Source organism: Streptomyces sp. RFCAC02, from assembly GCF_004193175.1.
GTDB lineage: Bacteria > Actinomycetota > Actinomycetes > Streptomycetales > Streptomycetaceae > Streptomyces.
Genome location: NZ_SAUH01000001.1, coordinates 1,960,428 through 1,985,123, shown reverse-complemented (window position 1 = coordinate 1,985,123; position 24,696 = coordinate 1,960,428). Strand labels below are relative to the sequence as shown.

Sequence of the window (24,696 nt, the reverse complement as noted above, 5' to 3'; positions counted from 1 at the left end):
GGCACGCCGGGTCACGGCTCAGGGGTAGGGTCGGCGCAGCGTGACGAACTTCGGTTCGCGCCGTCCCGCCCCACGTCCCAGGAGCAGCACGTCCATGGCGTACCCGTTCGACCCGGAAGAGCCACTGCCCGATCCGCTGACCCCCGAGGCCGTGGCCCGCGTCCGCGCGGAGCGCGCGGAGTTCGCGCCGGTCATGGCCGGGATGAGCCGGGAACTCGTCGTCCACCTCGGCCGGCTGGCCCGCTTCGACCCGCCCGAGGTCGTCCTGGAGAAGCCGAGCCACATCCTGATGCACATGAGCGTCATCAGCGAGATGGAGGACCTGACCGCGTTCGAGGCGGCCGGTTACGAGCGCTTCGACCTGCTGCTGACGGCCTACTGCGCCGAGTACATGTTCAGCGACGTCGGCGGCGGCTGGGTGCTCGACGAGGACCCCGCATCGCCCACCTTCGCCCGCTTCCTCATCGGTGGATACGACACGGAGGACCCGGACGCGACGGTGGACGTCCACGCGGCCGTCAACGCCTTCCTGGCGGAGCCCGAGGGGCGTGACCTGGAGGAGCTGCTCGAATCGCTCCAGGAGGGGATGGGCGCCCCGGTCGGCGTCCAGGACACCTCCTACCCCTGACGGCGCACGGCCGCCAGCGCCCCCGCCCCGAGGGCGGCCAGGGCGCCGGCGCCGGCCAGCCGGCGGCGGTGCCGCGACAGCCACAGCTGGGCGCTGCGGTGCCGGGCCTCGCCGCCGAAGACGCCGTTCGCGCCGTAGTCCGTGCCGTCCGGCCCGTCGGCGGGCTCCCACAGCGCCGTCGGGGCGTCGGCGGGGCGCGGCTCGCCGGTCTGCTGGGAGCCGTACCCGGTCCGCGCGAGGTAGCGCTCCAGCAGCGCGGGCGCCAGCCGGTTGCCGATGAGGGTCGCGACGGTCGAGCCGCCGACCCAGTACTCCCGCCGGCGGGGATGGCAGGCGGCGTACACGATGCCGCGCGCCGCGACCTCCGGCGCGTACACCGGCGCGACGGGCCGGGGATGGCCGTCCATCCGGGACAGCACCCAGCTGAACTGCGGCGTGTCGAGGCCGGGTAGCTGCACCATCGTGAGACGCACCGGGCTGCGGTCGTGCCGCAGCTCGCAGCGCAGGGAGTCGAAGAAGCCGCGGATGGCGCTCTTCGCGCCGCAGTACGTGCTCTGCAGCGGCACGCTGCGGTACGCCAGCGCGGAGCCGACCTGCACGATCGTCCCGCCGTCCGGCTGCCCGGTCATCCGCCGCAGCGCCGCCCGGATGCCGTGCACGGACCCCAGGTAGGTGACCTCGGTGGCCCGCCGCAGCTCCTCGGGGCTGACCTCGGTGACGGGCGCGAACACGGTCGTGAAGGCGGCGTTCACCCAGACGTCGATCCGGCCGTACGCGCGGGTCACCCGGTCGGCGGCCGCGTCCACGGCCTGCGCGTCGGCCACGTCCACGGGGACGGTCATGGCCTCGCCGCCGGCCGCCCGCACCTCGTCGGCGGCGGCGTCAAGACCGCGTTCCCCGCGCGCCAGCAGCGCGACGCTCGCGCCCCGCGCGCCGAACGCCCGCGCGGCGGCCCGCCCGACCCCCGCGCTCGCGCCGGTGACGACGACCACCGTCCCCGGTCCCACCGTCCGCCGGCCGCCTGCGTGCCGTGCACCGAACATCCGCATCACCCATCCCAGCCGGGCATCCGGCCGCGTCGGCCGGCCGCGTCCCCAGTCAACCCAGGGGTGCGAACCGGCGCAAACCCTGCGCGGACCCCGATACCCGGTGCGGGACGGGACATTCCGCTCCCTCAGGCGGCGGCCGAGGGCGGGGGAGGGGTCCAGCGGCGGGTGCGCGGTACCGAGGAGGAGACGCCGAAGTCCTTCTTCAGGTGCTCGGGGATCGCGTAGTGCATCACCCGGCCGCGCGTCAGGGAGGACAGCTCGAACACCGTCGTCAGGTGGCCGATGCGGTCCAGCGCCCAGGCGCCGAGCGGGGAGCGGTCCTCGATCGTCTCCAGGACGCCCAGCAGGTGCGGGACGGCCTTCACGACCGTGTCCCACGCGGTGCGCGGCACCTGCAGCCAGTCACCGCACGTGTCGCCGATCAGATGGCGGATGAGAGCGGACACGATCGGGTCGAAGAACGTGCCGGGAACGACTTCCTCGTACAGGTCGATCAACTGCCGCGTCAGCACCGCTCCCTCCTCGCTCGGCCCCATGTACCGGACCATGTAGGAGTCGAGGAACGCGCGGGCGGACGTGAGGTCCCGGGGCACGGTCTCCTGGTCGACGCCGAGCATCGCGCCGACGACGCGCCACGCGTAGTAGTACGCCTCGGCCCCCTCCGTGCTCATGTGGATGCCGAGCCGGTGCAGGCTGTCCAGCACCAGCATCGAGAAGAACATCTGGCCGCCGATCATGTCCTCCTGGCAGATCGGCGTGCCCAGGCGGGCGGTGTCCCAGCGGTTCTCCCGCACCAGGTGGTGGCGGATGGCGGCGTGCAGCAGCCGGACCTTCTGCGCCGCGGGGATGAAACGGCTCCCCGCCTCGAACGCGTCCGGCCGCATCAGGTGCACGGTGAACTGGCCGGTCTCCGCCATCCGCTTCGACGGGTAGTTCAGCCCGTGCGTCGCCGACAGGAGCCGCGCCACGTGCGGCACGAGGTAGCAGGCGGGCATGGACGCGAAGGACAGCGCGGTGGAGATGTGCACGTTGTTGTCGATGAAGAAGAGCCTGGCCCGCTCCATGACGTCCCAGTCCACCCACGGTGGCGGCGCGGCGGTCGCGGCCAGGTACTCGCGCGCCACGTCCGGCAGCCCGTCGGGCAGGGGCGAGCCGGCCGTGGACACATGGCGCATCAGGGTGTTGAACGTCCCCACCTCCCCGCGTTCGAACAGGGTGGCGACGGTGGCGTCGGCGAGCGTGTCGCCGGCCCGGCGCAGTGCGTCCACCGGCTCCTCGGTGCGGTCCATCTCGGTCTCCTCGTCCTCGTCCTGCCCGGCGGGGCCGTGCGGGTGGTGTCGGGTCACTGCTGCCGTACGGCCGCCGCGTGGGCGAGGGACGTCAGGGCCTCGGCCGCCGGCGGGGACAGGGCCATGCCGTCCAGCGCGCGGACGGCGTCGCCGACGCGCTCGGTGATCATGCGCTCGACCGATTCGGGCGCCCGCAGCCGCCGCATGATCCCGCGCACGGTCTCCACGCCGGCGTCGTCGAGGCGGCGGCCCAGCAGGCCGCGCAGCAGTGCGCGGTCCGCCGCGTCCGCGGCCCGCCAGGTCTCGGCGAGCAGCGCGGTCGGCCGCCGGGCACGGAGGTCGTCCGGGTTGGCCTTGCCGGTGACCGCGGGGTCCCCGAACAGGCCGATCAGGTCGTCCCGCAACTGGAACGCCTCGCCGAGGGGCAGCCCGTACGCCGAGTAGCCGTCGCGCAGCCGCGTGCCGGCGCCGGCGAGCGCGCCGCCGATCAGCAGCGGCTGCTCGACCGTGTACTTGGCGGTCTTGTAGCGGATGACCCGCAACGACTCCGCCGTGTCGGGGGCGGCGCCGGTCCGCAGGATCTCCAGGCACTCCCCGGCCACCAGGTCGCGGGCGAGCGCCGCCCACAGGGGCCGGGCGCGGGCGAGGTAGGCGCCCGGCAGCCCGCTGGTGACGAAGAGCTGCCCGGCCAGCGACATCAGGAGGTCCCCGACCAGGACGGCGAGGGACCGGGCTGCGGTCGCCGCGCGCGGGCGGCGGCGCAGCGCGGCGCGCAGGGCGACGTGCGCGGTGGGCCGGCCGTGGCGCAGGGGGCTGTCGTCGATGAGGTCGTCGTGGACGATCGCGGCGGCGTGGACGAGTTCCATCGCGGCGGCGGCCCGTACGAGGGGGGCGCTGTCGGGCTGTCCCGCGGCGCGCCAGCCCCAGTAGCAGAACGCGGCGCGCAGCCGTTTGCCGTGCGCGGCGGCGGCCCGCACCTGCTCGGCGACCGGCGCGAGGTCCGGGTCGACGGCGAGGAAGGCGTCGGTCTCCCGCGCGAGGAAGTCCGCGAGGACACCGTCGACGCGGCTCTTGAACGCCGCCGTGCCGTGCGGGTCAGTCATCGGCGCGGGCGGCGGCCCGCCGGGCGAGGATCTCCAGGTGGGCGGGCGGCACGGTGGCCCACCGGTCGAGGGCGAGCCGCCCGCGCGCCGTGAGGTCGTGCCGCGCGTCGGCGGCGAGCCCCGCCGTGTCGGCGCGGCCGAGGAAGCCGCGCAGTGTCCCGACGGCCGAGGTGACGGCGCCCACCGCCAGATCGGCCATGCCGGCCAGGAGCAGAACGGCCTGCTCCGCCGGTGCTCCGCCCCTGTCGTCCCCGGTTTCCATCGTGATGACCGCCCCTCGCGCCTCGTCGTCCGTGCTCCACAGCGTGGGGCACCGGGGGCCGGGACGGTCGCCGGAATCCGCGATCTGATGACGATGCGAAAAGACGTGCAGCGGCGCGGGGTGCACGGGAAGCGCCGTGCGGCGGGACCGGACCCGGTCCCGCCGCACGGCGCCGTCACGTGCCGGAGAGGAGCCGGCGGGGCGTGGTGCCCCGCCGGGTGTCATGTCATTCGCCGCCGGCGGGCTGCAGGTTCTTGTAGACCTGCGCCTGGTCCGGGCTCTGCCACAGGGCCGGGTACACGTACAGCTCGCCCTCGGCGGGCCAGCCCGTGAAGTCCTCGACGTTCCAGATGCTGACCGTGCTGTTCAGCAGGACCGGGATGTACGGCATGTCCTGCTCGATCGTGGTCTGGATGGTGTCGAACAGGGGCTCGCGGGCCGCCGAGTCCGCCGGGTCGAGGGTGCTCAGCTCGGCGACGGCCGCGTCCACGTCCGGGTTGGAGTAGCGGGACCAGTTGGTGTTGGCGGTCTCGCCGACCGGCGCGGTGTTGGCGCCGGCGAAGAAGTTGGCGTACTGCCAGTACGGGTCGGCGGTCGGGCCGGGGGCCAGCGAGTCGATGAGGAGCTGGTAGTCACCGCGGCCGCGCGCGTCGGACCAGTCGTTCCACGAGGACTGCTGCACCGTCAGCTCGATGCCGGCCTCCTTCACCTGCTCGGCGATGGTGGAGACGGCCGTGATGTAGTCGGTCCAGCCGGACACGACGCGGACGCTGAGGGCGAGCCGCTCGCCGTCCTTCTCGTAGACGCCGTCGTCCCCGCGCTCCCAGCCGGCCTCCTCCAGGACCCGCGTGGCGCTCTCGACGTCGGCGTCCATCGGGGTGGTCTGGTTCTCCAGCTCGGGGGAGATGTAGTCGCGCTCGGGCAGGCCGAAGCCGGCGGACCCCTGGGCGGCGGCGCCCTGGAACGCGAGGGCGTTGAGCTGCTCGCGGTTCATCGCGTAGGAGATGGCCTGCCGGACGGCCGGGTCGGTCTGGGGACCCTCGCAGCCCTGCTCGGCGTCGGAGCAGGCGCCCAGCACGATCTGGTAGGCGTTGGCGATGACGGCGGAGTAACCGGGGTAGTTCTCCTCGACCTTGTCGAGGTTCGGGACCGGGCTGGTCATCCAGTCGATCTCACCGGCGGCCAGCGCGTCGGCGCCGGCCTGGTTACCGGACAGCGACACCGAGCGGATCGTCTCGACGGCGGGGGCGCCGTCCCAGTAGTCGGCGTTGGCGTTGAGGTCGAACGCCTGCGGCTTGAAGTCGCCCAGGGTGTACGGGCCGGTGCCGACCGGCTCGTTCATCGGGTCGGTCGCGGGGTCCTCGATCTGGCTCCAGATGTGCTCGGGCACGATCCAGGTGCGGCCCAGCAGGTTCGCGGCGTCGAGGTAGTAGGGGTCCTCGAAGGCGACGGTGATGTGGGTCGGGTCCACGACCGTCGTCTCGCCGTCGAAGCCGATGCCGTTGATCGACGGGTTGTCCCGGATCATGTCGAACGTGAACTTCACGTCGTCGGCGGTGAAGTCCTCGCCGTCCGACCACGTCACCCCCTCCCGCAGGGTGATCGACAGCTCGGTGCCGTCCTCGTTCCAGGAGTACTCGGTGCCCAGCAGCGGCACCGGGTCCTCCTGGCGGGAAATGTTCAGGAAGAACAGGGACTCGAAGATGGTGCCCGCGCCCTCCAGCTTGGTCGGCGAGTACGGGTTGAAGTTCCGCTGGAAGTCACCCGCCGCGCCCGTGAAGACGACGAGGGGGCGATTGCCGTCGCCGCCCCCGCTGCCGCCCTCGTCGTCCGAGCCGCCGCACCCGGTGGCCAGCAGACCGCACACCGCCAACCCGACGGCGGCCGTACGTATGCGCCGCCATCTCAGAGCCTGGGACATGACGTTTCCTCTCAGGATCGCCCCCTCATCGGGGCACGGGCGTGATCACCCGGGGGCCGGATCTTGACCTCGTGGAAGTGCCGGGGGCAACCCCGCGGTTACGGAGAGGAACGCATCGTTGTGAAGAAGCAATAAACGTTCGAATATAGGAACGCTGAGTGGGCATGCTTCACCGAATGGTGTGGATTTGCCGACCGGGCCGGCCGTCGACAGGACGCTGCCCGGTATCCGCCGCTGTGGGCAACACCGGGCAGCGCGACGTCAGTTGGCGTCGGCACGCACCTGCACGCCGGTGATCAGCGGACCGCAGTAGTCCTGGCCGTCCGACGGAGCGGCCGAGAACCGTACGGTCGTCCGCTCGCCGGTCGCCGTGAACGTGAGGGAGGTGTCCTCCCACCGGCCGCGCTCGTCCGCCGGCCGGCGGGTCTCGCTCCGCTGCCCGCTGACGCCGACGGCGTAGGTCTGCTCACTCGCGGGTTTGCTCTGGCAACCCGGCTGCCCCGACCCGGGGTCCTCGGGGTCGTACGCGGGGTTGGTCCACGTGTCGCGCACATGGGACCAGGTCAGGGTGTAGGTGGTGCCCGACTCGGTCCGCACCGTCTGCTCGACGGCGCCCGGTCCCGAGCCGTTGAGGGACAGGGCCTGCCGGTTCTGCCCGTACTCGGCGAGCGCATCGCCGTACACATCGGTGCTGCCGTCGGTGACCGACCAGGGGGCGAGCTGCTCGTCGTTCCCCTGGGTGACCCGGACGAAGCTGTCCGGCGGTGCGACGGGGTCGGCGAACCAGCCGTTGCGGATGAGATTCGGCGGGGCCGCCGCCGCGTGCGGGGCGCCGAGCAGCACGCCCGTCACGGCGGTGAGGGAGAGAGCGATCAGGCGGGAGGAGGTGCGCACGGGTGTCTCCGTCTGCTGTGGGGTGGGAGGAAGGGGCGGCGGCGCCCGGTCGGGGGCGCCGCCGCGGTGTGCCGTTCCGTGCGGGGAGGTCAGCCGGCCCGGCGGAGCTGGACGTTGGTGATCATCGCGCCGCAGTCGGCCCAGTTGTTGGACGACTGGGAGATGATCTGGAGCTCCGCCTCGGTGTCGTTGGCGGTGAACTCCAGCGACTGCGTCGTGTAGTTCCCGGGCTGGCCGAAGGGGGTGTAGTTGTTGCCCGCCACGCGCGGGATCGACACGGAGAAGCCCTGCTCCGAGGCCGGCTTGCGCTCGCAGCCCGGCCAGGTGTCCGGCGAGGTCTCCCAGGAGACGACGTACCGCTCGCCCTCCTCCAGGCCGGTCACGTTCTGGGAGAGGATGCCAGGGGCCGAGCCGGTGAGGTTGGCGGCCTGCCGGCTCTGTCCGTACTGCGCGAGCCGGGTGCCGAAGACGTCGATGTCGTTGCGCTCGACGCGCCAGCCGTTCTGCTTCTCCCGGTAGTTGGTGGTGGTCAGCCGCTCGAACGAGCCCGGGTCGTTCACGTGCGGGTCGGAGAACCAGCCGTTCCTGATGAGGTTGGGGTTGGGTGCCGCCTGGGCGGGGGAGGCCGCGACCGGCACGGCCAGCATGGCCATGGCGAGCAGGGCGATGGAACGCACGAGGCGCTTCATGGGGTGATCCTCTCGGTGTGTGGAGGCTTGGGGTGTGCCCGGCGATGTGCTCGTGGCGCCGCCCGCCGGGGGTTCGGGTGCGCCGCCGGTCAGACGGGGCCGCCCCCGCCGCGCTTGAGGACGTCCACGGACGAGACCGTCCGGGTCCAGCCCTCCGGCAGGGTCCGGCCGGTGCCGGGGCGGATCGTCAGCGACTTGCCGCCGTAGTCGACGTAGTCGTAGAGGACGACGTCGACGCCGGAGTTGTTGTAGACACTCCGGGCGGTGTTGCTGAACTGGTAGCGGTTCAGGTCGGGAACGTCCTGGTCCGTGAGGAGGATCGTCCCGTCGAGAACGTTGCGGTTGTAGTCGTCGTGCGCGTACAGGCACACGTGGCCGTCCAGGCAGGCACCCGCGCCCGCGCCCTGGTCCGTCCATGTGGCCATCGGCTGCGCGGCCGTGGCGCTCCCCGCCGTCACGGCGGCGAGGAGACCCGCCGTGCACGCGGCGAGTCGGAGTCGGCCCTTCATCGTCATCTCCCGTTGCGGAGGCGAAGCCGGCGCCGGTCCGGCGTCGGTCACTCAGCAGATCCCCTCTGTGGCCGTTCGTAGTCATGCGCATGACGGGCGGATGACGTGCGCCCCCCGCCGTGCGCGGACGCGGCGCGCCCGCGTGCGCCCGACGCCCCCTCCCGCCGCGTGCTCGCAACAGGCCGATCGCGCACAACCGGCGGCTACTGCTTGTAATCGGACGGGCGCTTACCGTGTCAGTCGGCGGGGATGAGAGACGGAACCAGGGCCGCACAACGGCCCACCACCGACCGGGCGGTGACCCCGCTCGGGGAAGGAGTCATCCCATGGCCGCCATCACCCAGATCACCGTGTACGTGAAGACCGCCGACCAGACGGCCGCCGACACGCGCAGCCCCGTCTGGCTGGGCATCGCCGGGCGCGAGTTCCGCCTCGCCGCCGCCGACAGCGGCGCGTTCGCGCGCGGCGCCGAGTTCACGTTCCAGATCGGCGAGAACTCCACCATCGACAACGGGCAGTGGATCGACCCGCGCTTCCCGCAGCTCGACACGGACGACCTCGACCGCTACCCGGCCTACATCCGCATGCGCAACGAGGGCAGCGAGCCGGCCTGGCTGCTGGAGCGCATCCAGGTCACGGTCAACCCGCAGGCGGAGATCAAGCACCGCTTCGACAACCCCCGCCTCGTCGGCGACGCCGAGAACGCGCGGATCTGGCTGGACGACAACTACGGCAACGTCCTGTTCCTCAAGCGCTTCGACGGCTGAGCCGCCCGCCCTGCCGGCGCGGAGCCGACCGCCATGGCCGCGGCCGGCTCCGCGCCCCATCCCTTCCCCGCGCGGGGCCGGAAGCCACATCCCGGACGGCCACGGCCTCCGGTCGGACAGACCTAAATGCCGGCGCGGCGCGCGGTCGCGTCGTCCAGCGCCGTGGCCAGGCGGTCGCGGACCGCCGTCGCCGCCGCGATCCGGCGGTCCAGGGCGGCCAGGCGCTCGTACGCGACGCGCAGGCCCCGCCCGCTCGGCGCACCCGACGCCATGTCACCGTCCAGGCAGGGCAGGAAGAGGCGGACGTCGTCCAGGGTGAGCCCCACCGAGAGGAGCAGCCTGATGTTCCGCACGCGGACGACGGCCGTCCCGTCGTAGTCGCGGTAGCCGTTCGGCATGCGCTCGGACGAGATCAGCCCGGCCTGCTCGTAGTGGCGCAGCGCGCGGGGCGTCGTCCCCGTCGCGTCGGCCAGCTCCCCGATCCGCACCACGTGGCCCACCTCCCGGGCCAGTGGTATCACGCCACGACCGCGCCGCCGTCCACGGGGAGGACGGCTCCGGTGACGAACGACGCGCCCGGTGAGGCCAGGGCGGTGACCGCCCACGCGATCTCCTCGGGCTCGGCGACGCGGCCGAGGGGGGTGCGCGCGATCTGCCAGGCGCGCAGCCGTTCCGTCTCGGCGGGGGAGAGCCCGCGGTGCCGGGCGATCGGCGTCGCGACGGCGCCGGGCGCCACGGCGTTGACGCGGATGCCGCGCGGCGCCAGCTCCACGGCCCAGCTCCGGGTCAGGGTGTCGAGCGCCGCCTTCGTGGCGGCGTAGACCGCGTTGCCGGGCCAGCCGCGCCCGCCGATCGAGGTGCTGACGTTGATGACGGTGCCGCCCGCGGCGGCGAGGGCGGGCAGCAGCCGCCGCGTGAGGTGGACGGGGGCGGTCAGGTTGGTGGCGATGAGGTCGTCGACGGCGGCGGCGGGGAGCGTGTCGAGGGGGCCGCTGGTCGCGACGGCGGCGTTGTTCACCAGGACGTCGACCCGGTCGCCCGCTGCCGCGGCGACGCGTTCCGGCCCGTCCGCTGCGGTGATGTCGGCGGTCACGGGGGTGATCCCCGGATACCCGTCGGCGGTCTGTGCGAGCGGTTCGGCGCGGCGTCCGACGACGATGACGCGTGCCCCCTCGGCGGCGAACGCGCGGGCGGTCGCCCGCCCGATGCCGGTGCCCGCGCCGGTGACGACGACGGTCCTGCTGGAGCCGGTACGGCTTTCGGTGCTGTTCACGGGGTCAGCGTGCAACCCTGCCGCCGGCGTCAGGGTCAAGCGGTCGTCAGGACGGCCGCGGCCGGAGGCGGAGGCCCTGCATGCCGCCGTCCACGGCGAGGTCGGTGCCCGTGGTGGCGGCGGAGCGGGGACTGGCGAGGTACGCCACGGCGCCCGCGACCTCGTCGGCCGTGACGAGCCGCCCGGTCGGCTGGCGTGCCTCAAGCGCGGCGCGTTCGGCGACGGGGTCGTCGGCGGCGTCGAGGAGGCGCCCGATCCACGGGGTGTCGGCGGTGCCGGGGTTGACGCAGGTGACGCGGATGCCGTCGCCGACGAGGTCGGCGGCGGCCGCCCGGGTGAGCGCGAGGACGGCGCCCTTGGTGGCCGAGTACAGGGCGCGCTGCGGCAGCCCGGCGGTGGCCGCCACCGAGCAGGTGTTGACGACGGCCGCGCTCGGCGAGCGGCGCAGGTGGGGCAGGGCGGCGCGGGTGGTGCGCACCATGCCGACGACGTTCACGTCGAAGACGCGGTGCCACTCCTCGTCGGGGTTGTCCTCGATGCCGCCCTGGGCGCCGATGCCCGCGTTGTTGACGAGGATGTCGAGCCGGCCGCCGAGCGCGGCGGCGGCGGTGGCGACGGCGGCGCGGACCGCCGCGTCGTCCGTGACGTCGGCGCGGACCCCGACCAGGGGTCCGGGGACGTCCGGCGTCAGGTCGAGGCAGGCGACGCGGGCGCCGCGCGCCGCCAGGAGGCGGGCGGTGGCCAGGCCGATGCCGGACGCGCCGCCGGTGACGAGGGCGCTGAGGCCGCTGAACTCGGGGTCCGTCATGCGGGGGTCCTCCAGACAGGTCCGTCGGGGAAGCGGTGGGCGGCGACGGACGCGGGACGCATCTCCGCGCCCGCCCCGGGCACGGTGGGCGCGAGGTAGCGGCCGCCGCGCAGGCGGACGGGCGCGGTGAAGTGCTCGTGCAGGTGGTCCACGTACTCGATGACGCGGTCGGTGAGCGTCCCGCTGACCGCGACGTAGTCGAACATGGCGAGGTGCTGCACCATCTCGCACAGCCCGACGCCGCCGGCGTGCGGGCACACCGGGACGCCGAACTTCGCGGCGAGCAGCAGGATCGCCACGTTCTCGCCGACCCCGGCGACGCGGGTCGCGTCGAGCTGCAGGACGTCGATGGCGCCGGCCTGCAGGAACTGCTTGAACACGACCTGGTTCTGGCAGTGCTCACCGGTGGCGACCCGGACCGGGGCGACGGCGCGGCGGATCGCGGCGTGCCCCAGCACGTCGTCGGGCGACGTGGGCTCCTCGATCCAGTACGGGTCGTACGGCGCGAGCGCGGTCATCCAGTCGATCGCGTCCGGGACGCCCCACGCCTGGTTGGCGTCCACACCGATCCGCACGTCCGGCCCGACCGCCTCGCGGGCGAGCCGCAGCCGCCGTACGTCCGCCGCGCGGTCGGTGCCGACCTTCAGCTTGATCTGGCCGAAGCCGTCGGCCACCGCCTCCCGCGCCAGCCGGACCAGCTTGTCGTCGGTGTAGCCGAGCCAGCCCGGCGTGGTGGTGTACGCCGGGTACCCCTCGTCGAGCAGCCGTGCCCGCCGCCGCGCGCGGCCCGGCTCGGCGGCGCGCAGGATGCCGAGGGCCTCGTCGGGGGTGAGGGCGTCGGTGAGGTAGCGGAAGTCGACGAGGGAGACGAGCTGTTCGGGCGTCATCCCGGCCAGCAGGTCCCACAGCGGCTTGCCCTCGCGGCGGGCGTACAGGTCCCACACGGCGTTCAGGACGGCCCCGGCCGCCATGTGGATGACGCCCTTGTGCGGGCCGAGCCAGCGCAACTGCCCGTCGCCGGTGAGCCGCGCCGACAGCCCGCCTGGGTCGGCCAGCACGTCGGCCACGGGCAGGCCGGTCACGAGGGGCGCGAGGGCCTCGACGGCCGCCGTCTCGATCTCGTTGCCCCGGCCCACGGTGAACGCGAGCCCGTACCCGGCGGCGCCGTCCGAGGTGCGGACCGTGACGTAGGCCGCCGAGTAGTCCGGCTCGGGGTTCATCGCGTCCGAGCCGTCGAGCTGCCGTGACGTGGGGAACCTGACGTCCGTCACCTCGACGGCGGTGAAGACCTCAACCACGGCGGCCACCCGCCGACCTGGGCACAGCGCTTCGCATGGACATGGGATCGATTTATAGGCCGTGGTGCCCAACAGGTCCATACTCCCGGCAAATCGGCGGACGGATTCGTCCTCTCTCTGGCCGACATGGGATCTCCGGGCTACGCTGCGGGGCGTGTCACTGGCCGACAGGGCGATCGCCCGCATCCGGGAGCTGATCAGGTCGGGCGTCCTGCCGCCGGGCGCCAAGCTCCCGCCGGAACAGCAGCTCGCCGCCGAACTCGGCCTGTCGCGGAACCTGATGCGCGAGGCCGTACGGGCGCTGGTCGCGGCCCGGGTGCTCGAGATCAGGCGCGGCGACGGCACCTACGTGACGAGCCTGGAACCCGGGCTGCTGCTCGAAGGGCTCGGCTCGGCGGTCGAGATGCTGAGCGGCGACACCCTCCTGGAGGTCAGCGAGGTGCGGCGGCTCCTCGAACCCGTCGCCACCGCGCTGGCCGCGAGCCGGATCACCGACGACGGCCTGCGCGACCTCGGCCGGCACCTGGAGGCCATGCGGCGCTGCCGCGACGACCCCGAACGGCTCACCGAGCACGACGCCGCGTTCCACCGGGCGGTCACCCGCGCGACCGGCAACGCGACGCTCGTCTCCCTGCTGGACGGCATATCGGGCCGCACCCTGCGCGGCCGGGTGTGGCGGGGTCTGGTGGACGGGGCGGCGGCCGACCGCACCATCGCCGAGCACGAGGCGATCCACGCCGCCCTGGCCGCCCGCAACCCGGCCCTCGCCCACGCCACGGCCCTGGTGCACGTCAGCGCCACGGAGGACTGGCTCCGCGCCCACCTCCGCCCCGACGGCCCCGGGGCGGTCCCCACCGACGAACCCGGAGCATCATGCGCTTCCCGACAGCCGGCCGGCCCGGCCGCCCACCCGTCATGACCGGCCGCGTCGGCCTCGGCACCGGCCCGCTCGGCGGCCTCTACGAGCGGGTGACGGACGATCAGGCGCACGCCACGCTGGCCGCCGCCTGGGACGCCGGCGTCCGCACCTTCGACACGGCGCCCCACTACGGCGCAGGCCTGGCCGAGGAACGGCTCGGCGCCTTCCTCGCCGGCCGCCCGCGCGCGGAGTTCACCGTCTCCACGAAGGTCGGGCGGCTGCTCGTCCCTGGTGCGGCCGAGGCGGACGCCGGCTTCGTCGGCGCCCCCGACCGGGTCCGCGTCCGCGACTACACCGCCGACGGCGTACGGCGCTCCCTCGCCGAGAGCCTGGAGCGCACCGGCCTCGACGCCTTCGACACCGTGCTGATCCACGACCCGGACGACCACTGGGAGCCCGCGCTGCGCGAGGCGTACCCGGCGCTGGAACGGCTGCGGGCCGAGGGCACCGTACGGGCGATCGGCGTCGGCATGAACCAGTCGGAGATGCTGGCCCGCTTCGTGACCGAGACCGACATCGACTGCGTCCTGGTCGCCGGCCGCTACACCCTCCTGGACCGCGGCGCGGACCGCGAGCTGCTGCCGCGCTGCCGGGAGCGGGGCGTGGACGTGCTGGTCGGCGGCGTCTTCAACAGCGGCGTCCTGGCCGACCCGGGGCCGGGCGCGTACTACGACTACGCCCCGGCGTCCGACGACGTCCTGCGGCGGGCGCGGCGGCTGGCGGACCTGTGCGCCGCCCACGGTGTGCCGCTGCCGGCGGCGGCCATCCAGTTCCCGCTGCGCCACCCGGCCGTCACGGGCGTCGTCCTCGGCGCCCGCAGCGCCGACGAGGTGGAGCGCAACGCCGCGCACGCGGCGCTCACCGTCCCCGACGCGCTGTGGGCCGACCTGGACGCGCCGGAGGCCGCCGGGTGACCAGGGTGGACGCGCACCACCACGTCTGGGACCTCGCACTGCGGCCCCACGCCTGGCTCGACGGGCCGGAGGCGGCGCCGATCCGCCGGACCTTCACCCTCGACGACCTGGCCCCCGAGGCGGCCGCCGCGGGCGTGACCCGCACGGTGCTGGTGCAGGTGCTGCCCGACGCCGGCGAGACCCGCGAGTTCCTGGCCCTGGCGGCGGACAGCGACCTGGTGGCCGGGGTGGTCGGCTGGGCCGACCTGACGCGCGGCCGCCGGGTCGCCGACGACCTGGCCGCGCTGCGCGCCGCGCCAGGCGGCGGCCTGCTCGCCGGTGTACGGCACCTCGTGCAGGGCGAGGCGGACCCCGGCTGGCTGCGCCGCCCTGACGTCCGCGCGGGCCTGGCGGCCGTCGCGGACGCCGGGCTCGCCTACGACCTGCTCGTCCTGCCCCACCAGTTGCCGGCGGCCATCGACACCGTGCGCGCGCTGCCCGGCCTGACGTTCGTCCTCGACCACCTGGGCAAGCCCCCCATCGCGTCGGGCCGGCTCGATCCGTGGGCCGCCCTCGTCACCGAGCTCGCGGCCGAGCCGAACGCGTACTGCAAGCTCTCCGGCATGGTGACGGAGGCGGACCGGGACCACTGGACGCCGGACGACCTGGTGCCGTACGCCGACACGGTGCTGACGGCGTTCGGCGCGGACCGCACCCTGTTCGGCTCGGACTGGCCGGTGTGCCTGCCGGCCGCCGGATACCGCGAGGTCACCGACACGGCCGCCGCCCTGACGGCCCGGCTGACCCCCGCCGAACGGCACGCCGTCTTCACCACCACGGCGGAACGCGTCTACGCCCTGCCGCCCTCGTGAGGCGGACGGCCGGCGGGCGCGTCACCGGTTCCGCAGCGCGGCCCTCTGCATGGCCGTCAGCCGGCGGACGTAGACGGCGGTGGCGATCGCCGCCGGCAGGACCAACAGGTGCCCGGCCAGGGAGATCCAGTACGTGAACTCGAACTCGTACCAGTACGTGTGATCGATGGCGGTGTCGCAGAGGGGGAACGCCTCGGTCTCCCCGCTGAGACACCGCTCGGTGCCCTCCCGCTCCCAGCTGACCGCCTCCGTCCACGGGATCCAGTAGCAGGGCCACGTCAGGAAGGTGACCACCCACAGGGACCACCAGGTGTGCAGAGGGCCGGCGGGGGGCATCCGGCCGGCCGGTCCCGAGGCGTGCCAGATGTCGTTGGCGATCTGCTTGGGGAGGAAGAGGTCCGCCACGGGGATGAACCAGCCGAGCACGGCCATGCGCGGGGGGTACCGGAGTCCGCCGGGTCTGAGCCGCTCGGCGACGGCGCGCACATGGGCGGACCAGACCAGCCAGGCCACCACCAGCGCCGCGCCCAGGATGCCCTGGACGACCACCGTCGTCACGGCGAAGTCCGACTGCCGCACGGGCCTCAGGTCGCCCCCTGTCCCGGTCGCGTTCGCCTCGCCCGCGTCGGCCAGCCCGGTGAAGTGGTCGATCAGGGAGACCAGCGAGACGACGGTGAAGAGGGCCAGCATCGCGTACACGCCGTAGTGACTCGTGTCGTACGCCGCTCCGTGGCGTTCATGGACCAGGAGGCGTCGCGCCGTCCCCGAAGAGTCGCGCGGTGGGGGAGGGGAGGGCGGGACGGCAGCGGTGAGCGGGGCGGTCGGCGGACGCGCCGTCCCGGTGCGCGCCGCGGCGTCCACCGCCGGACCGGCGGCTCCGGTGCGCGGATCCTCCTGGTCCAGCAGCCGCACGGCCTCCCGGCCCAGCCGGGCCAGCAGTTCGGGCGGCAGCCACGGGGTGAGGGAGCGGTAGCGCGTCTCCTGCCGTTCGCCCAGTTCCGCGAGGGTCGGACGGTCGGCCGGGTCCTTGGCCAGGCAGTCCCCGATCAGCCCCAGCAGCGGCTCCGGCACGCCGGACAGGTCGGGCGGCTCGTTGACGACCCGGTACATCAGGGCGTGCGGGCCGCCCTCGGGCGCGTGGAACGGCAGCCGACCGGTCGCGGCGAAGGCCAGCACCGCGCCCAGGGCGAAGACGTCGGCGGCCCCGGTCAGCCGCTCGCCCCTGACCTGCTCCGGCGCCATGAAGCCGGGCGATCCGATCACCACACCGGTGGAGGTCAGGCCCGCCGTCGAGGCCGCGTCCAGGGCGCGGACGATCCCGAAGTCGATCACCCGGGGGCCGTCGATGGTCACCAGGACGTTCGACGGCTTCAGGTCGCGGTGCACGAGCCCGGCGGCGTGGATGTCGCCCAGGGCACGGCACAGCCCGGCGGCCAGTCCCCGCACCGAGTGCTCCGGCAGCGGCCCGTGCCACTGGGTCACCACCTCGTGCAGCGTCGGGCCGGCGATGTACGCCGTGGCCACCCAGGGGAGTTCCGCGTCCGGGTCGGCGGCCAGCACCGGGGCCGTCCACTCGCCGCCGACCCGCTGTGCCGCGGCCGTCTCCCGGGCGAACCTGTGCCGGAAATCCGCCGCGGCCGCCAGGTCGGCCCGGACGGTCTTCACCGCCGCCATCCGCCCGCGGGGCGACCGCGCCAGGTACACCACCCCCATGCCGCCCTCCCCCAGCCTGCCGATCAGCCGGTAGTCGGCGATCCGGTCGGGATCATCAGCGCGCAACGGCAGCACGATCGGCGGCCCCCATCCCTCTCGGCATCCCAGCACCCGCGAGCCCCCAACTCTAGGAGAAGAGAAGGACGTTGCCCATGTCGCCGACACCCCCGCCGGACGGACGGCCCGGCCGTCCCGTGGCTACGGCTCCAGGCGCGCGACCGCACCCGTTTCGAGCGCCACCCACAGAGCGCCGTCCGGCCCGAGGGCGATGCCGTGCGGCTCGGACGACGGCGACGGCAGGTCGTACTCGGTGATCCCGCCGCTCCCGGTGATGCGGCCGACACGGTTGGCCCCCCATTCGGTGAACCAGCAGTCCCCCGTGGCGGCAGCGGCGATGGCGTGGGGCTTCGCCGCCGGATCGGGCAGCGGGAACTCCTCGATCGCGCCGTCCACCGAGATCCTGCCGATCCGGCCCGCCGCGATCTCGACGAACCACAGGGCCACGCCGTCACTGGTGATGCCCACGGGTGCCGCGCCGGGGGTGGGCAGCGGGTGGACGGTGACGTCGCCGCCGACGGTGATGCGGCCGATCGCGTTCCCCTGGTTGAGGGTGAACCACAGGGCACCGTCGGGTCCCGCGGTGATGTACGAGGGGAAGCCGCCCGTATCGGGCAGCGCGTACTCGGTGACCTCGCCCCCGACGGTGATCCGGCCGATGCGGTCGGTGTTCATCTCCGTGAACCACAGGGCACCGTCGGGGCCGGCGGTGATACCGAACGGGCCGCTGTCCGGCGTCGGCACGTCGAAGGACTCCGTGGTGCCGTCGACGGTGACGCGGCCGATCCGGTGGTCCTGGGACCGGGTGAACCACAGCGCGCCGTCGGGACCGGGCGTGATGACCGTGGGACGGCACTCGGACGAGTCCAGGGGGAACTCGGTGAGGTCACCGTCGGGGGTGAGGCGCGCGACGCGGCCGTTGTGCGCGTAGGTGAGCCACAGGGCGCCGTCGGGACCGGCCGCGACGCCGTACGGCCCGGCCCCGCCGTCGGCCACCGGGATCTCCTGGACGGCCGGGGTGTGGGAAGGGGGCATCGCAGCTCCTCGCGGGGTGGGGGTGGGGATCAGCCGGCGTTTCCGGCCGCCGTCGTGTCCCGGTCCCGCACCAGGCCGAGGATGATCGCGGCGAGGTCGGCGGGCCGGGTCATGGGGACGTTGTGGTTCGCGTCGATGTCGATCAGGCGGCGGCCCGGGGCGGCGTCGACGACGGCGCGCACCTCGTCGCGCCGCGCCGCGTGGAAGCCGCCCGAGGGCAGCACGATCGTCAGCGGACAGGTGAGGCGGCCGTACACGTCGACGGCGGGGAGGACGTCCGCGGCGGGCGACACGGCGGTGACGGCCGCGATCTCCTCGACGGCCGGACGCCGCACCCACCGGTCGCCGCGGCGCAGGAAGGAGCGGAGCGTGACCTCCCGGACCAGCCCGGGCCGTGCTCCGGCGTTGAGCCAGTCGTCCCCGGCCTCCCGTACGCACTGCTCGACGTGGGCGCGCATCCGGTCGTCGTCGGCCTCCCAGCCGTAGCGGAACGCGGCACGCAGGTGTTCCAGCGCGTCGGCGGTCCGCATGGCGTCGTGCGCCGCGAGGGACGCGTCACGGTCGTCGAGCACGACGCCGTCCACGACGCACAGCGCGGCCGGCTCCGCGAGTCCGGCGGCGGTGGCGGCCGTCACCGCGTACCCGCCGGTGGAGTGGCCCACCAGCACGGGGCGGTCCCAGGCCAGCACGGCGAGGGCGTCGCCGAGGTCCCGCCAGTACTGCTCGGGACCGGCGGAGCCGAGCCGCGTCCGCCCGTGGCCGCGCAGGTCGACGGCGACCGGACGGCACTCGCCGGTCAGGAGGGACGCCACGTCCGCCCACGCCGCGGCATTGTGCCCGCTGCCGTGGACGAGCAGCACCCCCGGGCCGTGACCACCGAAATCCACCGCGGCAAGGACTCCGTCCGCGACGGGCAGCTCGATCTCCGTTCCGATCACCGTCGCACCCTGTCCCCGGCCGGACGGCGCCGCAACCGGTTTTCCGGGGCGGTGCCCGGAATCAGCTCTACGGGTGAAGCCGGAGCCGGGACGGGATCCGGCCGAGGGGGGAAGCGGCCCGGCGCGGACCGCTGCGGGCAGGGGAAGGCACTTGGCGCGTATCCGCCGCGCCTGCTTTCCCGCGGCGCCGCGTCTGACGCTTCGCCTGGTCAGATGGGGTGTGCGCCCCCGGCAGGACTCGAACCTGCGGCCAAGTGCTTAGAAGGCACCTGCTCTATCCGCTGAGCTACGGGGGCCGGTCAGTGGTCAGTGGCGTGGGACGGTGCCCCCTCGGTGACCTCGCCAGCGGACAGGATAGGGCTTCGGGGGGTTCGTCCCGGTTGCTTCACCGAAGGACCGACGTGTGGAGGTTCGGTGAAGCGAACCCGATAATCGCAGGCGAGTACGAGTGGCGCAGCGATTTTGCGGGCGGCTGCGAGGGGTGTTGCGCACTCGTTATGGCTCCGTGGCCCCCCGTGCCCGCGGAAACCGGGCGCGTTCGGGCGAATATGCTTGGGAAACGTCACCGAATTGGGCATTCTGCGCATGTGGCGATCTTGGACGCACGGCCTGAACTGCTCGACGCGCTGACCGTACTGCGGGAGCGTCTCGCTGCCACGCGTTTCCCCCTGGAGCTGCCCGGCGCCGAGCGCGCCCGCCGCTCCAGGGCCGAGCTGCTCGCCCAGCTCGACGGCTACCTCCTGCCGCGCCTGCGCGACCCGGCCGCCCCGCTCCTCGCCGTGATCGGCGGCTCCACGGGCGCCGGCAAGTCCACCCTCGTCAACTCCCTCGTCGGCCGCCGCGTCACCGAGGCCGGCGTCCTGCGCCCCACCACCCGCGTGCCCGTGCTCGTCTGCCACCCCGACGACGGGCCGTGGTTCGCCGAACGGCGCGTCCTGCCCCAGCTCCGGCGCGTCACCATGCCCCGGCAGGACGCCGACCAGCCGGCGGCGTCCCGCGACGGGCACGGCGCGCTCGCCGTGCAGACCACGAGGTCCGTCCCGCCGGGACTCGCCCTCCTCGACGCGCCCGACGTCGACTCCCTCGTCGCCGCGGGACGCGACCTCGCCGCCGACCTGATCTGCTCCGCCGACATCTGGGTCCTCGTCACCACCGCGTCCCGCTACGCCGATGCCCTCCCCTGGCACCTCCTGCGCAGCGCCCGCGAGTACGACGTGACCCTCGCCACCGTCCTCGACCGCGTCCCCCACCAGATCGCGGGGGAGGTCGCCCGCCACTACGCGGCCCTCCTGGAACGGGCGGGCCTCGGCGGCGTCCCCCGCTTCACCGTCCCCGAACTCCCCGAGTCCGCCCGCGGCGGCTCCGGCCTCCTGCCGGGCACCGCCGTCGCCGGGCTCCGCCAGTGGCTGGCCCGCTGCGCCCAGGACCCCGCCACCCGCGCGTCCGTCGTCGCCCGCACGGCGCACGGCACGCTCGCCTCGCTGCGCCCCCGCGTCGCCGCGCTCGCCGGGGAGAGCGCCGCCCAGTACGCGACCGCCGTGCGCCTCGGGCAGCGCGTGGACGAGGCGTACGCCGACGCCGCCGCGGCCGTCCGCACAGCGCTCGCCGACGGCGGCCTGCTCACCGGCGAGGCCCGCGCCCACTGGCTCGCCTTCCCCGACGACACCAGCGCCGATGAGCTGCTCGACGCCCTCACCGCCGCCCTCACCGGCCTGCTCACCGAGACCGTCGCCGCCGCCGACGAGCGGATCGCCACCGCCTGGGCCGACGAGCCGGGCGCCCCCGAGGGCGGCACCGACCCGGCCGACGCCGTCAGGGAGCGCGTCGCCGTCCTCGTGCGCCGTCTGCGCCGCTGCGTCGAGGAGCTGACCGAGGAGGCCCGCACCGCCGCCGGGCTGCGCGGCGAGACGACCGGGCGCCGCCGCCGCTCCCCGGCCGCCGAGGACGGCGAGGCCGCGGCCCTGCTCGCCGCCGCCCTGCTCGGCGGCCGGGCCGGCGGCACCGTCGCCCACCAGACGCTCACCGGGGCGCTCGGCACCCGCGCCGCCGCCCGCCTGCGCGACCAGGGCCGCCAGGAACTCACCCGCTGCGTCGAGCGCGCCCTGCGGGCCGAACGCGAACGCCGCGCCGCGCCGCTGCGCGGCCTCGCCATCACGCCCGACCCGCAGGTCGAACTCGTCGCGGCCCTGTCCACCGTGCACGCCGCCCGCACCACCCCCGCCCCCACCCCCGGAGGGACCAGGTGACCGACACCACCACCGGCGCCGCCCAGGCCGGCGCCCTCGGCGTCCGCCTCGGCGCACTGCGCGAACTCGTCGGCCTCTCCCGCACCCGACTCCCCGACGACCGGCTCACCGCCGCGGGACGCGTCCTCGACGAGGCCGCCGCACGGGACCGCCTGCCCCGCGCCTACACCGCCGTCGCCATCGCCGGCGCCACCGGCTGCGGCAAGTCGACGCTCTTCAACGCGCTGGCCGGCGCCCAGCTCTCCGAGGCCGGCGTCCGCCGCCCCACCACCGCGACCGCCGTCTCCTGCACCTGGGAGGCCGGCCGCGACCTGCCCGCCGACGGGCTGCTGGAACGCCTCGGCGTCCCCGCCCGCGCCCGCCGCCGCGCCCACGTCCTCGACCCGGGGCTGCGCGGCCTCGTCCTCCTCGACCTGCCCGACCACGACTCCGTCGACACCGCGCACCGCGACCAGGTGGACCGGCTGCTGACGCTCGTGGACGCCGTCATCTGGGTCGTCGACCCGGAGAAGTACGCCGACGCGCTGTTCCACGAGCGCTACCTGAGCGCCTTCGCCGGGCACGCGGACGTCAGCATCGTCGTCCTCAACCAGACGGACCGCCTGCCGGACGACGCCGTCGACGCGGTCCTCGACGACCTGCGGCGTCTCCTCGACGAGCACGGCGTCGCGCTCGGCGAGCACGGCGAGCCCGGCGCGGGCGTCCTCGCCGTCTCCGCCCTCACCGGCGACGGCATCCCCGAACTGCGCCAGGCCGTCGCCGAACTCGTCGCCCCCAGAACGGCCGCGGCCCGCCGCCTCGCGGCCGACGTGGACGGCGTGGCCCGCGACCTCGGCCCGCTGTACATCGCGGACGCCTCCGAGGCGCCCGCCGGCCTCACCCCGCAGTCCCGCGAGGACTTCGAGGACCGCCTCGCCGCCGCGGTCGGCGCGCCCGCCGCCGGCCTCGCCGCCGAACGCGGCTGGCTGCGCCGCGCCGACCGCGCCTGCGGCACACCGTGGGCGCAGGGCCTGCGCCGCCTCGCCGCCCGCCAGGCGGAACGCCGTGGCGAGCCCGCCGGGCTCGCCACGAAGCGGCAGAGCGCGGGACCCCCGGCCGTCGCCCGCCCCGCCGTCGAACAGGCCGTGCGCGACCTCGCCGACGAAGCCGCCGACGGCCTGCCCGACCCCTGGGCCAGGGCGGTGCGGGACGCCGCCCGCCGGGGCGCGCGGGACCTGCCCGCCGCCCTGGACGCGGCGCTCGCCGGGGCACCCACCGAACGCCTGCCCCGGCCCCGCTGGTGGACGGCGGCGGCAGCCGCGCAGGCCGTCCTCCTCGCCGCGCAGCTCCTCGGCGTCTGCTGGCTGCTGATCGGCCTCGCCGGCCACCCGGTCGTCGCCGACTGGCTGCCGCCGCTGCTCCTCGCCGGCGGCTCGCTGGGCGGCCCGCTGCTCGCCTGGGGCTGCCGGATGGCGGCACGCGGCCCGGCGCGCGCCCACGGGCGGCAGGAGGAGTGGCGCCTGCGGCGGATCGCCGCCGACTGCGGCCACCGGCAGGTCCTCGAACCCGTCGCCGCCGAGCTGATGCGCTACCACGAGGTCAGGGAGCGCTACGTCGTCGCCGCGTCCCCCACGGGCGGGTCCGAGCTGTCCGGCAGGCTGCGCTGAGCCGTCCGGCGGGCGTGTTCGGGCGGTTGCGGCGGGCATCGTGCGGTTGGTCCCGACAGCACCGTTGATGCCCCTTGGCCCCGGTGGCCACCGGAAAAGGCCGCTCGTCCGGTCGGTGGTGACTCACGGTCAAAGTCCCGCAGCGCGCTGGCAGCCTGGCGTAACGATTCCACCTCGGAATGTGTAACTCCTGGCCCCCCTGGGGACATTGCCGGGCCGCCTGCCTACCATCGCCTACGCACGGGACGCTTTTCGAACGGACCGCCGGAAGGCGCGTGTCCTCGGCCCGTGATCCGTGGACCTCTGGAGGGGCACACCCATGATTTCTGCGCGCAGGCGGACCACCGCCCGCCGTGCGGCCTCCGCCGTCGTGACCGGTCTCCTCGCCACCGGTGCGATCGCCACCGCGACGGCCGCCGTCGCGGACGAGAACCCGCCGCAGCACAACGAGGGCGCCACCGCCACCCTCGACGGCCTGACCACCTTCGGCAAGGTGAACGTCACGCACAACGGCGAGACCGACGAGTACTCCGCCGGCCTCTTCACGCTGAAGGACGACAACGGCGGCACGTACCTCACCTACTGCGTCGACCTGTTCACGGAGACGGCGGCCCACGCCCCCTACAAGGAGGTGGACTGGGACTCCTCGAAGCTGCACGACAACGAGAACGCCGGCAAGATCCTCTGGGTGCTCCAGCACTCCTACCCCGTCCTGTCGGCCGACGAGCTCGTCGCCCAGGCCGGTGTCGAGGGCGAGCTGAGCGAGGACGAGGCCGCCGCCGCCACCCAGGCCGCCATCTGGCGCCTGTCGGACGACGTGGAGACCGAGCCGAAGAACGACGTCGCGGCCGAGGTCGCCGACTGGCTGACGGAGAACGCCCAGACCACCGAGGAGCCCGCGGCCTCCCTGAGCCTGTCGCCCTCCCAGGTCAACGGTGAGTCCGGCGGCCTGGTCGGCCCGGTCACCGTCGACACCACCGCGGCGAGCGCGGCCGTGTCCCTCGACGAGGCCGCCGCCGCCCAGGGCGTCACCCTGACCGACGCCCAGGGCACCCCGCTGGACGAGGGCGCCGTCGCGGCCGGCACCGACGTCTACTTCTCCGTGCCCGAGGGCACCGAGGACGGCACCGCCACCCTCACCGCCTCCGTGGAGTCCGCCGTCTCGATCGGCCGTGTCTTCACCGGCGCCGAGGCCGAGACCCAGACGATGATCCTGGCCGGCACCGAGAACACCCGCACCGAGGCCACCGCCGGTGCCGCGTGGACCACCCCCGAGGCCCCGGCCGCCCCGGCGCCCGACGTGACCTTCGAGGAGAAGTGCTCCGAGAACGGCGGCGGCGTCGACGTCACCATCACCAACAACGGTGACGCCCCCGGCACCTACACCATCGGCGACCAGACGGTCACCGTGCAGCCCGGCACCAGCTCCGAGGCCGTGCGCGTCCCCGCCGAGGAGGACACGCAGGTGACCGTCGAGGTCAAGGACGAGACCGGCACCGTCATCGCCACGCACACCGCGACGATCGACTGCGCCCCGGCCCAGACCGAGACCCCGGCCGCCCCGCCGGCCGACGAGCAGCCCGAGGACGAGGGCCCGGCCCCCGCGGGTGACAGCGAGGACCTGGCCGAGACCGGCAGCGGCACCAACCCGGCCCTGTTCGGCGGCATCGCGCTCGCGCTGCTCGTCGTCGGCGGCGGTGTCGTGTTCTTCATCCGCCGTCGCGGCGCCGGCACCAACTGACACGCCGAGCCCGCGGGACCACGGCCGCACCGGGGCGACCCGGAACGGCGTGACCCGGCGCACACGGGGGCGGGTCCGCGCAGCAGCGCGGGCCCGCCCCCTCGCGTTCGCCCCGGCCCGGCGGCCCACCGGTTTCCGCAGCGGCC

General features: G+C 74.6%; 23 protein-coding genes and 1 tRNA gene. 8 read left to right on the top strand and 16 right to left on the bottom strand.

All coding sequences use genetic code 11. The annotated features are described in order from the left end of the window. The first annotated feature begins 94 nt into the window (after positions 1-94). The gene (locus tag EMA09_RS09035) at positions 95-628 is read left to right on the top strand and encodes a hypothetical protein (RefSeq protein WP_129840555.1); all 534 of its coding nucleotides are present in this window, start codon (positions 95-97) and stop codon (positions 626-628) included. On the opposite strand, the gene EMA09_RS09030 is transcribed toward EMA09_RS09035, so the two are convergent. The 8 genes from EMA09_RS09030 to EMA09_RS09000 form a co-directional block, all read right to left on the bottom strand. Then, positions 619-1,671 carry an SDR family oxidoreductase gene (locus EMA09_RS09030; protein ID WP_129843926.1) on the bottom strand — a complete coding sequence of 351 codons (1,053 nt, stop codon included), beginning with the start codon at positions 1,669-1,671 and terminating at the stop codon, positions 619-621. The genes EMA09_RS09035 and EMA09_RS09030 overlap by 10 nt on opposite strands. Positions 1,672-1,802: 131 nt before the next feature. Beyond that, entirely contained in the window at positions 1,803-2,966 is a 1,164-nt protein-coding gene (locus EMA09_RS09025) for an oxygenase MpaB family protein (RefSeq protein ID WP_129843925.1), read from the bottom strand. A 53-nt stretch (positions 2,967-3,019) separates the two neighbouring features. Beyond that, a complete protein-coding gene (locus EMA09_RS09020; protein ID WP_129840554.1) occupies positions 3,020-4,069 on the bottom strand; it encodes a polyprenyl synthetase family protein in 1,050 nt (349 codons plus the stop codon). Continuing rightward, entirely contained in the window at positions 4,062-4,331 is a 270-nt protein-coding gene (locus tag EMA09_RS09015; RefSeq protein WP_129840553.1) for a polyprenyl synthetase, read from the bottom strand. The genes EMA09_RS09020 and EMA09_RS09015 overlap by 8 nt, the downstream gene beginning before the upstream one ends. 226 nt (positions 4,332-4,557) lie before the next feature. After that, complete coding sequence (locus EMA09_RS09010; RefSeq protein WP_129840552.1) at positions 4,558-6,252, bottom strand: ABC transporter substrate-binding protein; 1,695 nt, start codon at positions 6,250-6,252, stop codon at positions 4,558-4,560. Between the two features lie 261 nt (positions 6,253-6,513). Continuing rightward, positions 6,514-7,146, bottom strand: coding sequence for a DUF642 domain-containing protein (locus EMA09_RS28260; protein WP_168220680.1), 633 nt, complete (start codon positions 7,144-7,146; stop codon positions 6,514-6,516). Between the two features lie 89 nt (positions 7,147-7,235). Next, positions 7,236-7,835 carry a DUF642 domain-containing protein gene (locus EMA09_RS28255; protein ID WP_168220679.1) on the bottom strand — a complete coding sequence of 200 codons (600 nt, stop codon included), beginning with the start codon at positions 7,833-7,835 and terminating at the stop codon, positions 7,236-7,238. An 89-nt stretch (positions 7,836-7,924) separates the two neighbouring features. Next, entirely contained in the window at positions 7,925-8,344 is a 420-nt protein-coding gene (locus tag EMA09_RS09000; RefSeq protein ID WP_168220678.1) for a peptidase inhibitor family I36 protein, read from the bottom strand. Positions 8,345-8,670: 326 nt separating this feature from the next. Here EMA09_RS09000 and EMA09_RS08995 point away from each other — a divergent pair, with 326 nt between their 5' ends. Further along, entirely contained in the window at positions 8,671-9,111 is a 441-nt protein-coding gene (locus EMA09_RS08995) for a hypothetical protein (protein ID WP_129840549.1), read from the top strand. 122 nt (positions 9,112-9,233) lie between these two features. Here EMA09_RS08995 and EMA09_RS08990 read toward each other — a convergent pair whose 3' ends face one another. Genes EMA09_RS08990 through EMA09_RS08975 form a run of 4 tightly spaced genes read right to left on the bottom strand, consistent with a single transcriptional unit; the run spans position 9,234 to position 12,490 of the window. Next, positions 9,234-9,599 (bottom strand): MerR family transcriptional regulator, encoded by a 366-nt coding sequence (locus tag EMA09_RS08990; protein ID WP_129843924.1) that lies wholly within the window; start codon positions 9,597-9,599, stop codon positions 9,234-9,236. A 29-nt stretch (positions 9,600-9,628) separates the two neighbouring features. Further along, positions 9,629-10,384: an SDR family oxidoreductase gene (locus tag EMA09_RS08985; RefSeq protein WP_240796311.1), complete on the bottom strand. Its 756-nt coding sequence runs from the start codon at positions 10,382-10,384 to the stop codon at positions 9,629-9,631. A 46-nt stretch (positions 10,385-10,430) separates the two neighbouring features. Then, the gene (locus EMA09_RS08980; protein ID WP_129840547.1) at positions 10,431-11,192 is read right to left on the bottom strand and encodes an SDR family oxidoreductase; all 762 of its coding nucleotides are present in this window, start codon (positions 11,190-11,192) and stop codon (positions 10,431-10,433) included. Continuing rightward, on the bottom strand, positions 11,189-12,490 hold the full coding sequence (locus EMA09_RS08975) for an enolase C-terminal domain-like protein (protein WP_240796642.1): 1,302 nt from the start codon (positions 12,488-12,490) through the stop codon (positions 11,189-11,191). Before EMA09_RS08975 ends, EMA09_RS08980 begins: the two co-directional genes overlap by 4 nt. Before the next feature lie 154 nt (positions 12,491-12,644). On the opposite strand from EMA09_RS08975, the gene EMA09_RS08970 reads away from it, so the two are divergent. The 3 genes from EMA09_RS08970 to EMA09_RS08960 are packed head-to-tail and all read left to right on the top strand — an operon-like array spanning position 12,645 to position 15,174. Then, positions 12,645-13,409 (top strand): FadR/GntR family transcriptional regulator, encoded by a 765-nt coding sequence (locus EMA09_RS08970; protein ID WP_129840545.1) that lies wholly within the window; start codon positions 12,645-12,647, stop codon positions 13,407-13,409. Continuing rightward, positions 13,406-14,323: an aldo/keto reductase gene (locus EMA09_RS08965; protein ID WP_206306047.1), complete on the top strand. Its 918-nt coding sequence runs from the start codon at positions 13,406-13,408 to the stop codon at positions 14,321-14,323. Before EMA09_RS08970 ends, EMA09_RS08965 begins: the two co-directional genes overlap by 4 nt. Beyond that, complete coding sequence (locus EMA09_RS08960; protein ID WP_129840543.1) at positions 14,320-15,174, top strand: amidohydrolase family protein; 855 nt, start codon at positions 14,320-14,322, stop codon at positions 15,172-15,174. The genes EMA09_RS08965 and EMA09_RS08960 overlap by 4 nt, the downstream gene beginning before the upstream one ends. Before the next feature lie 21 nt (positions 15,175-15,195). Here the strand turns inward: EMA09_RS08960 and EMA09_RS28250 are convergent, their stop codons facing one another. The 4 genes from EMA09_RS28250 to EMA09_RS08935 all read right to left on the bottom strand — a co-directional run bounded on the left by EMA09_RS28250 (position 15,196) and on the right by EMA09_RS08935 (position 19,213). Next, positions 15,196-16,962, bottom strand: a complete 1,767-nt coding sequence (locus tag EMA09_RS28250) for a protein kinase (RefSeq protein ID WP_168220676.1) — start codon at positions 16,960-16,962, stop codon at positions 15,196-15,198. Between the two features lie 123 nt (positions 16,963-17,085). Continuing rightward, entirely contained in the window at positions 17,086-17,979 is an 894-nt protein-coding gene (locus EMA09_RS08950; RefSeq protein ID WP_129840542.1) for a virginiamycin B lyase, read from the bottom strand. A 29-nt stretch (positions 17,980-18,008) separates the two neighbouring features. After that, positions 18,009-18,917: an alpha/beta hydrolase gene (locus EMA09_RS08945; RefSeq protein ID WP_129840541.1), complete on the bottom strand. Its 909-nt coding sequence runs from the start codon at positions 18,915-18,917 to the stop codon at positions 18,009-18,011. A 223-nt stretch (positions 18,918-19,140) separates the two neighbouring features. After that, positions 19,141-19,213: transfer RNA gene (locus EMA09_RS08935), tRNA-Arg, on the bottom strand. Between the two features lie 300 nt (positions 19,214-19,513). On the opposite strand from EMA09_RS08935, the gene EMA09_RS08930 reads away from it, so the two are divergent. From EMA09_RS08930 to EMA09_RS08920, 3 genes are all read left to right on the top strand, one after another. Beyond that, a complete protein-coding gene (locus EMA09_RS08930; RefSeq protein ID WP_129843923.1) occupies positions 19,514-21,163 on the top strand; it encodes a dynamin family protein in 1,650 nt (549 codons plus the stop codon). Beyond that, the gene (locus EMA09_RS08925; protein WP_129840540.1) at positions 21,160-22,809 is read left to right on the top strand and encodes a GTPase; all 1,650 of its coding nucleotides are present in this window, start codon (positions 21,160-21,162) and stop codon (positions 22,807-22,809) included. The genes EMA09_RS08930 and EMA09_RS08925 overlap by 4 nt, the downstream gene beginning before the upstream one ends. A 319-nt stretch (positions 22,810-23,128) precedes the next feature. Further along, positions 23,129-24,550, top strand: a complete 1,422-nt coding sequence (locus tag EMA09_RS08920; protein ID WP_129840539.1) for a thioester domain-containing protein — start codon at positions 23,129-23,131, stop codon at positions 24,548-24,550. Positions 24,551-24,696 lie beyond the last annotated feature (146 nt).

What these genes read in the sequence shown, in the direction of transcription:
- EMA09_RS28255 (WP_168220679.1), bottom strand. Translation starts at nt 7,835, where the DNA reads ATGAAGCGCCTCGTGCGTTCCATCGCCCTGCTCGCCATGGCCATGCTG.
- EMA09_RS09015 (WP_129840553.1), bottom strand. Translation starts at nt 4,331, where the DNA reads ATGGAAACCGGGGACGACAGGGGCGGAGCACCGGCGGAGCAGGCCGTT.
- EMA09_RS09030 (WP_129843926.1), bottom strand. Translation starts at nt 1,671, where the DNA reads ATGTTCGGTGCACGGCACGCAGGCGGCCGGCGGACGGTGGGACCGGGG.
- EMA09_RS08980 (WP_129840547.1), bottom strand. Translation starts at nt 11,192, where the DNA reads ATGACGGACCCCGAGTTCAGCGGCCTCAGCGCCCTCGTCACCGGCGGC.
- EMA09_RS09000 (WP_168220678.1), bottom strand. Translation starts at nt 8,344, where the DNA reads ATGAAGGGCCGACTCCGACTCGCCGCGTGCACGGCGGGTCTCCTCGCC.
- EMA09_RS09020 (WP_129840554.1), bottom strand. Translation starts at nt 4,069, where the DNA reads ATGACTGACCCGCACGGCACGGCGGCGTTCAAGAGCCGCGTCGACGGT.
- EMA09_RS09010 (WP_129840552.1), bottom strand. Translation starts at nt 6,252, where the DNA reads ATGTCCCAGGCTCTGAGATGGCGGCGCATACGTACGGCCGCCGTCGGG.
- EMA09_RS08920 (WP_129840539.1), top strand. Translation starts at nt 23,129, where the DNA reads ATGATTTCTGCGCGCAGGCGGACCACCGCCCGCCGTGCGGCCTCCGCC.
- EMA09_RS08950 (WP_129840542.1), bottom strand. Translation starts at nt 17,979, where the DNA reads ATGCCCCCTTCCCACACCCCGGCCGTCCAGGAGATCCCGGTGGCCGAC.
- EMA09_RS09035 (WP_129840555.1), top strand. Translation starts at nt 95, where the DNA reads ATGGCGTACCCGTTCGACCCGGAAGAGCCACTGCCCGATCCGCTGACC.
- EMA09_RS08995 (WP_129840549.1), top strand. Translation starts at nt 8,671, where the DNA reads ATGGCCGCCATCACCCAGATCACCGTGTACGTGAAGACCGCCGACCAG.
- EMA09_RS09025 (WP_129843925.1), bottom strand. Translation starts at nt 2,966, where the DNA reads ATGGACCGCACCGAGGAGCCGGTGGACGCACTGCGCCGGGCCGGCGAC.
- EMA09_RS08965 (WP_206306047.1), top strand. Translation starts at nt 13,406, where the DNA reads ATGACCGGCCGCGTCGGCCTCGGCACCGGCCCGCTCGGCGGCCTCTAC.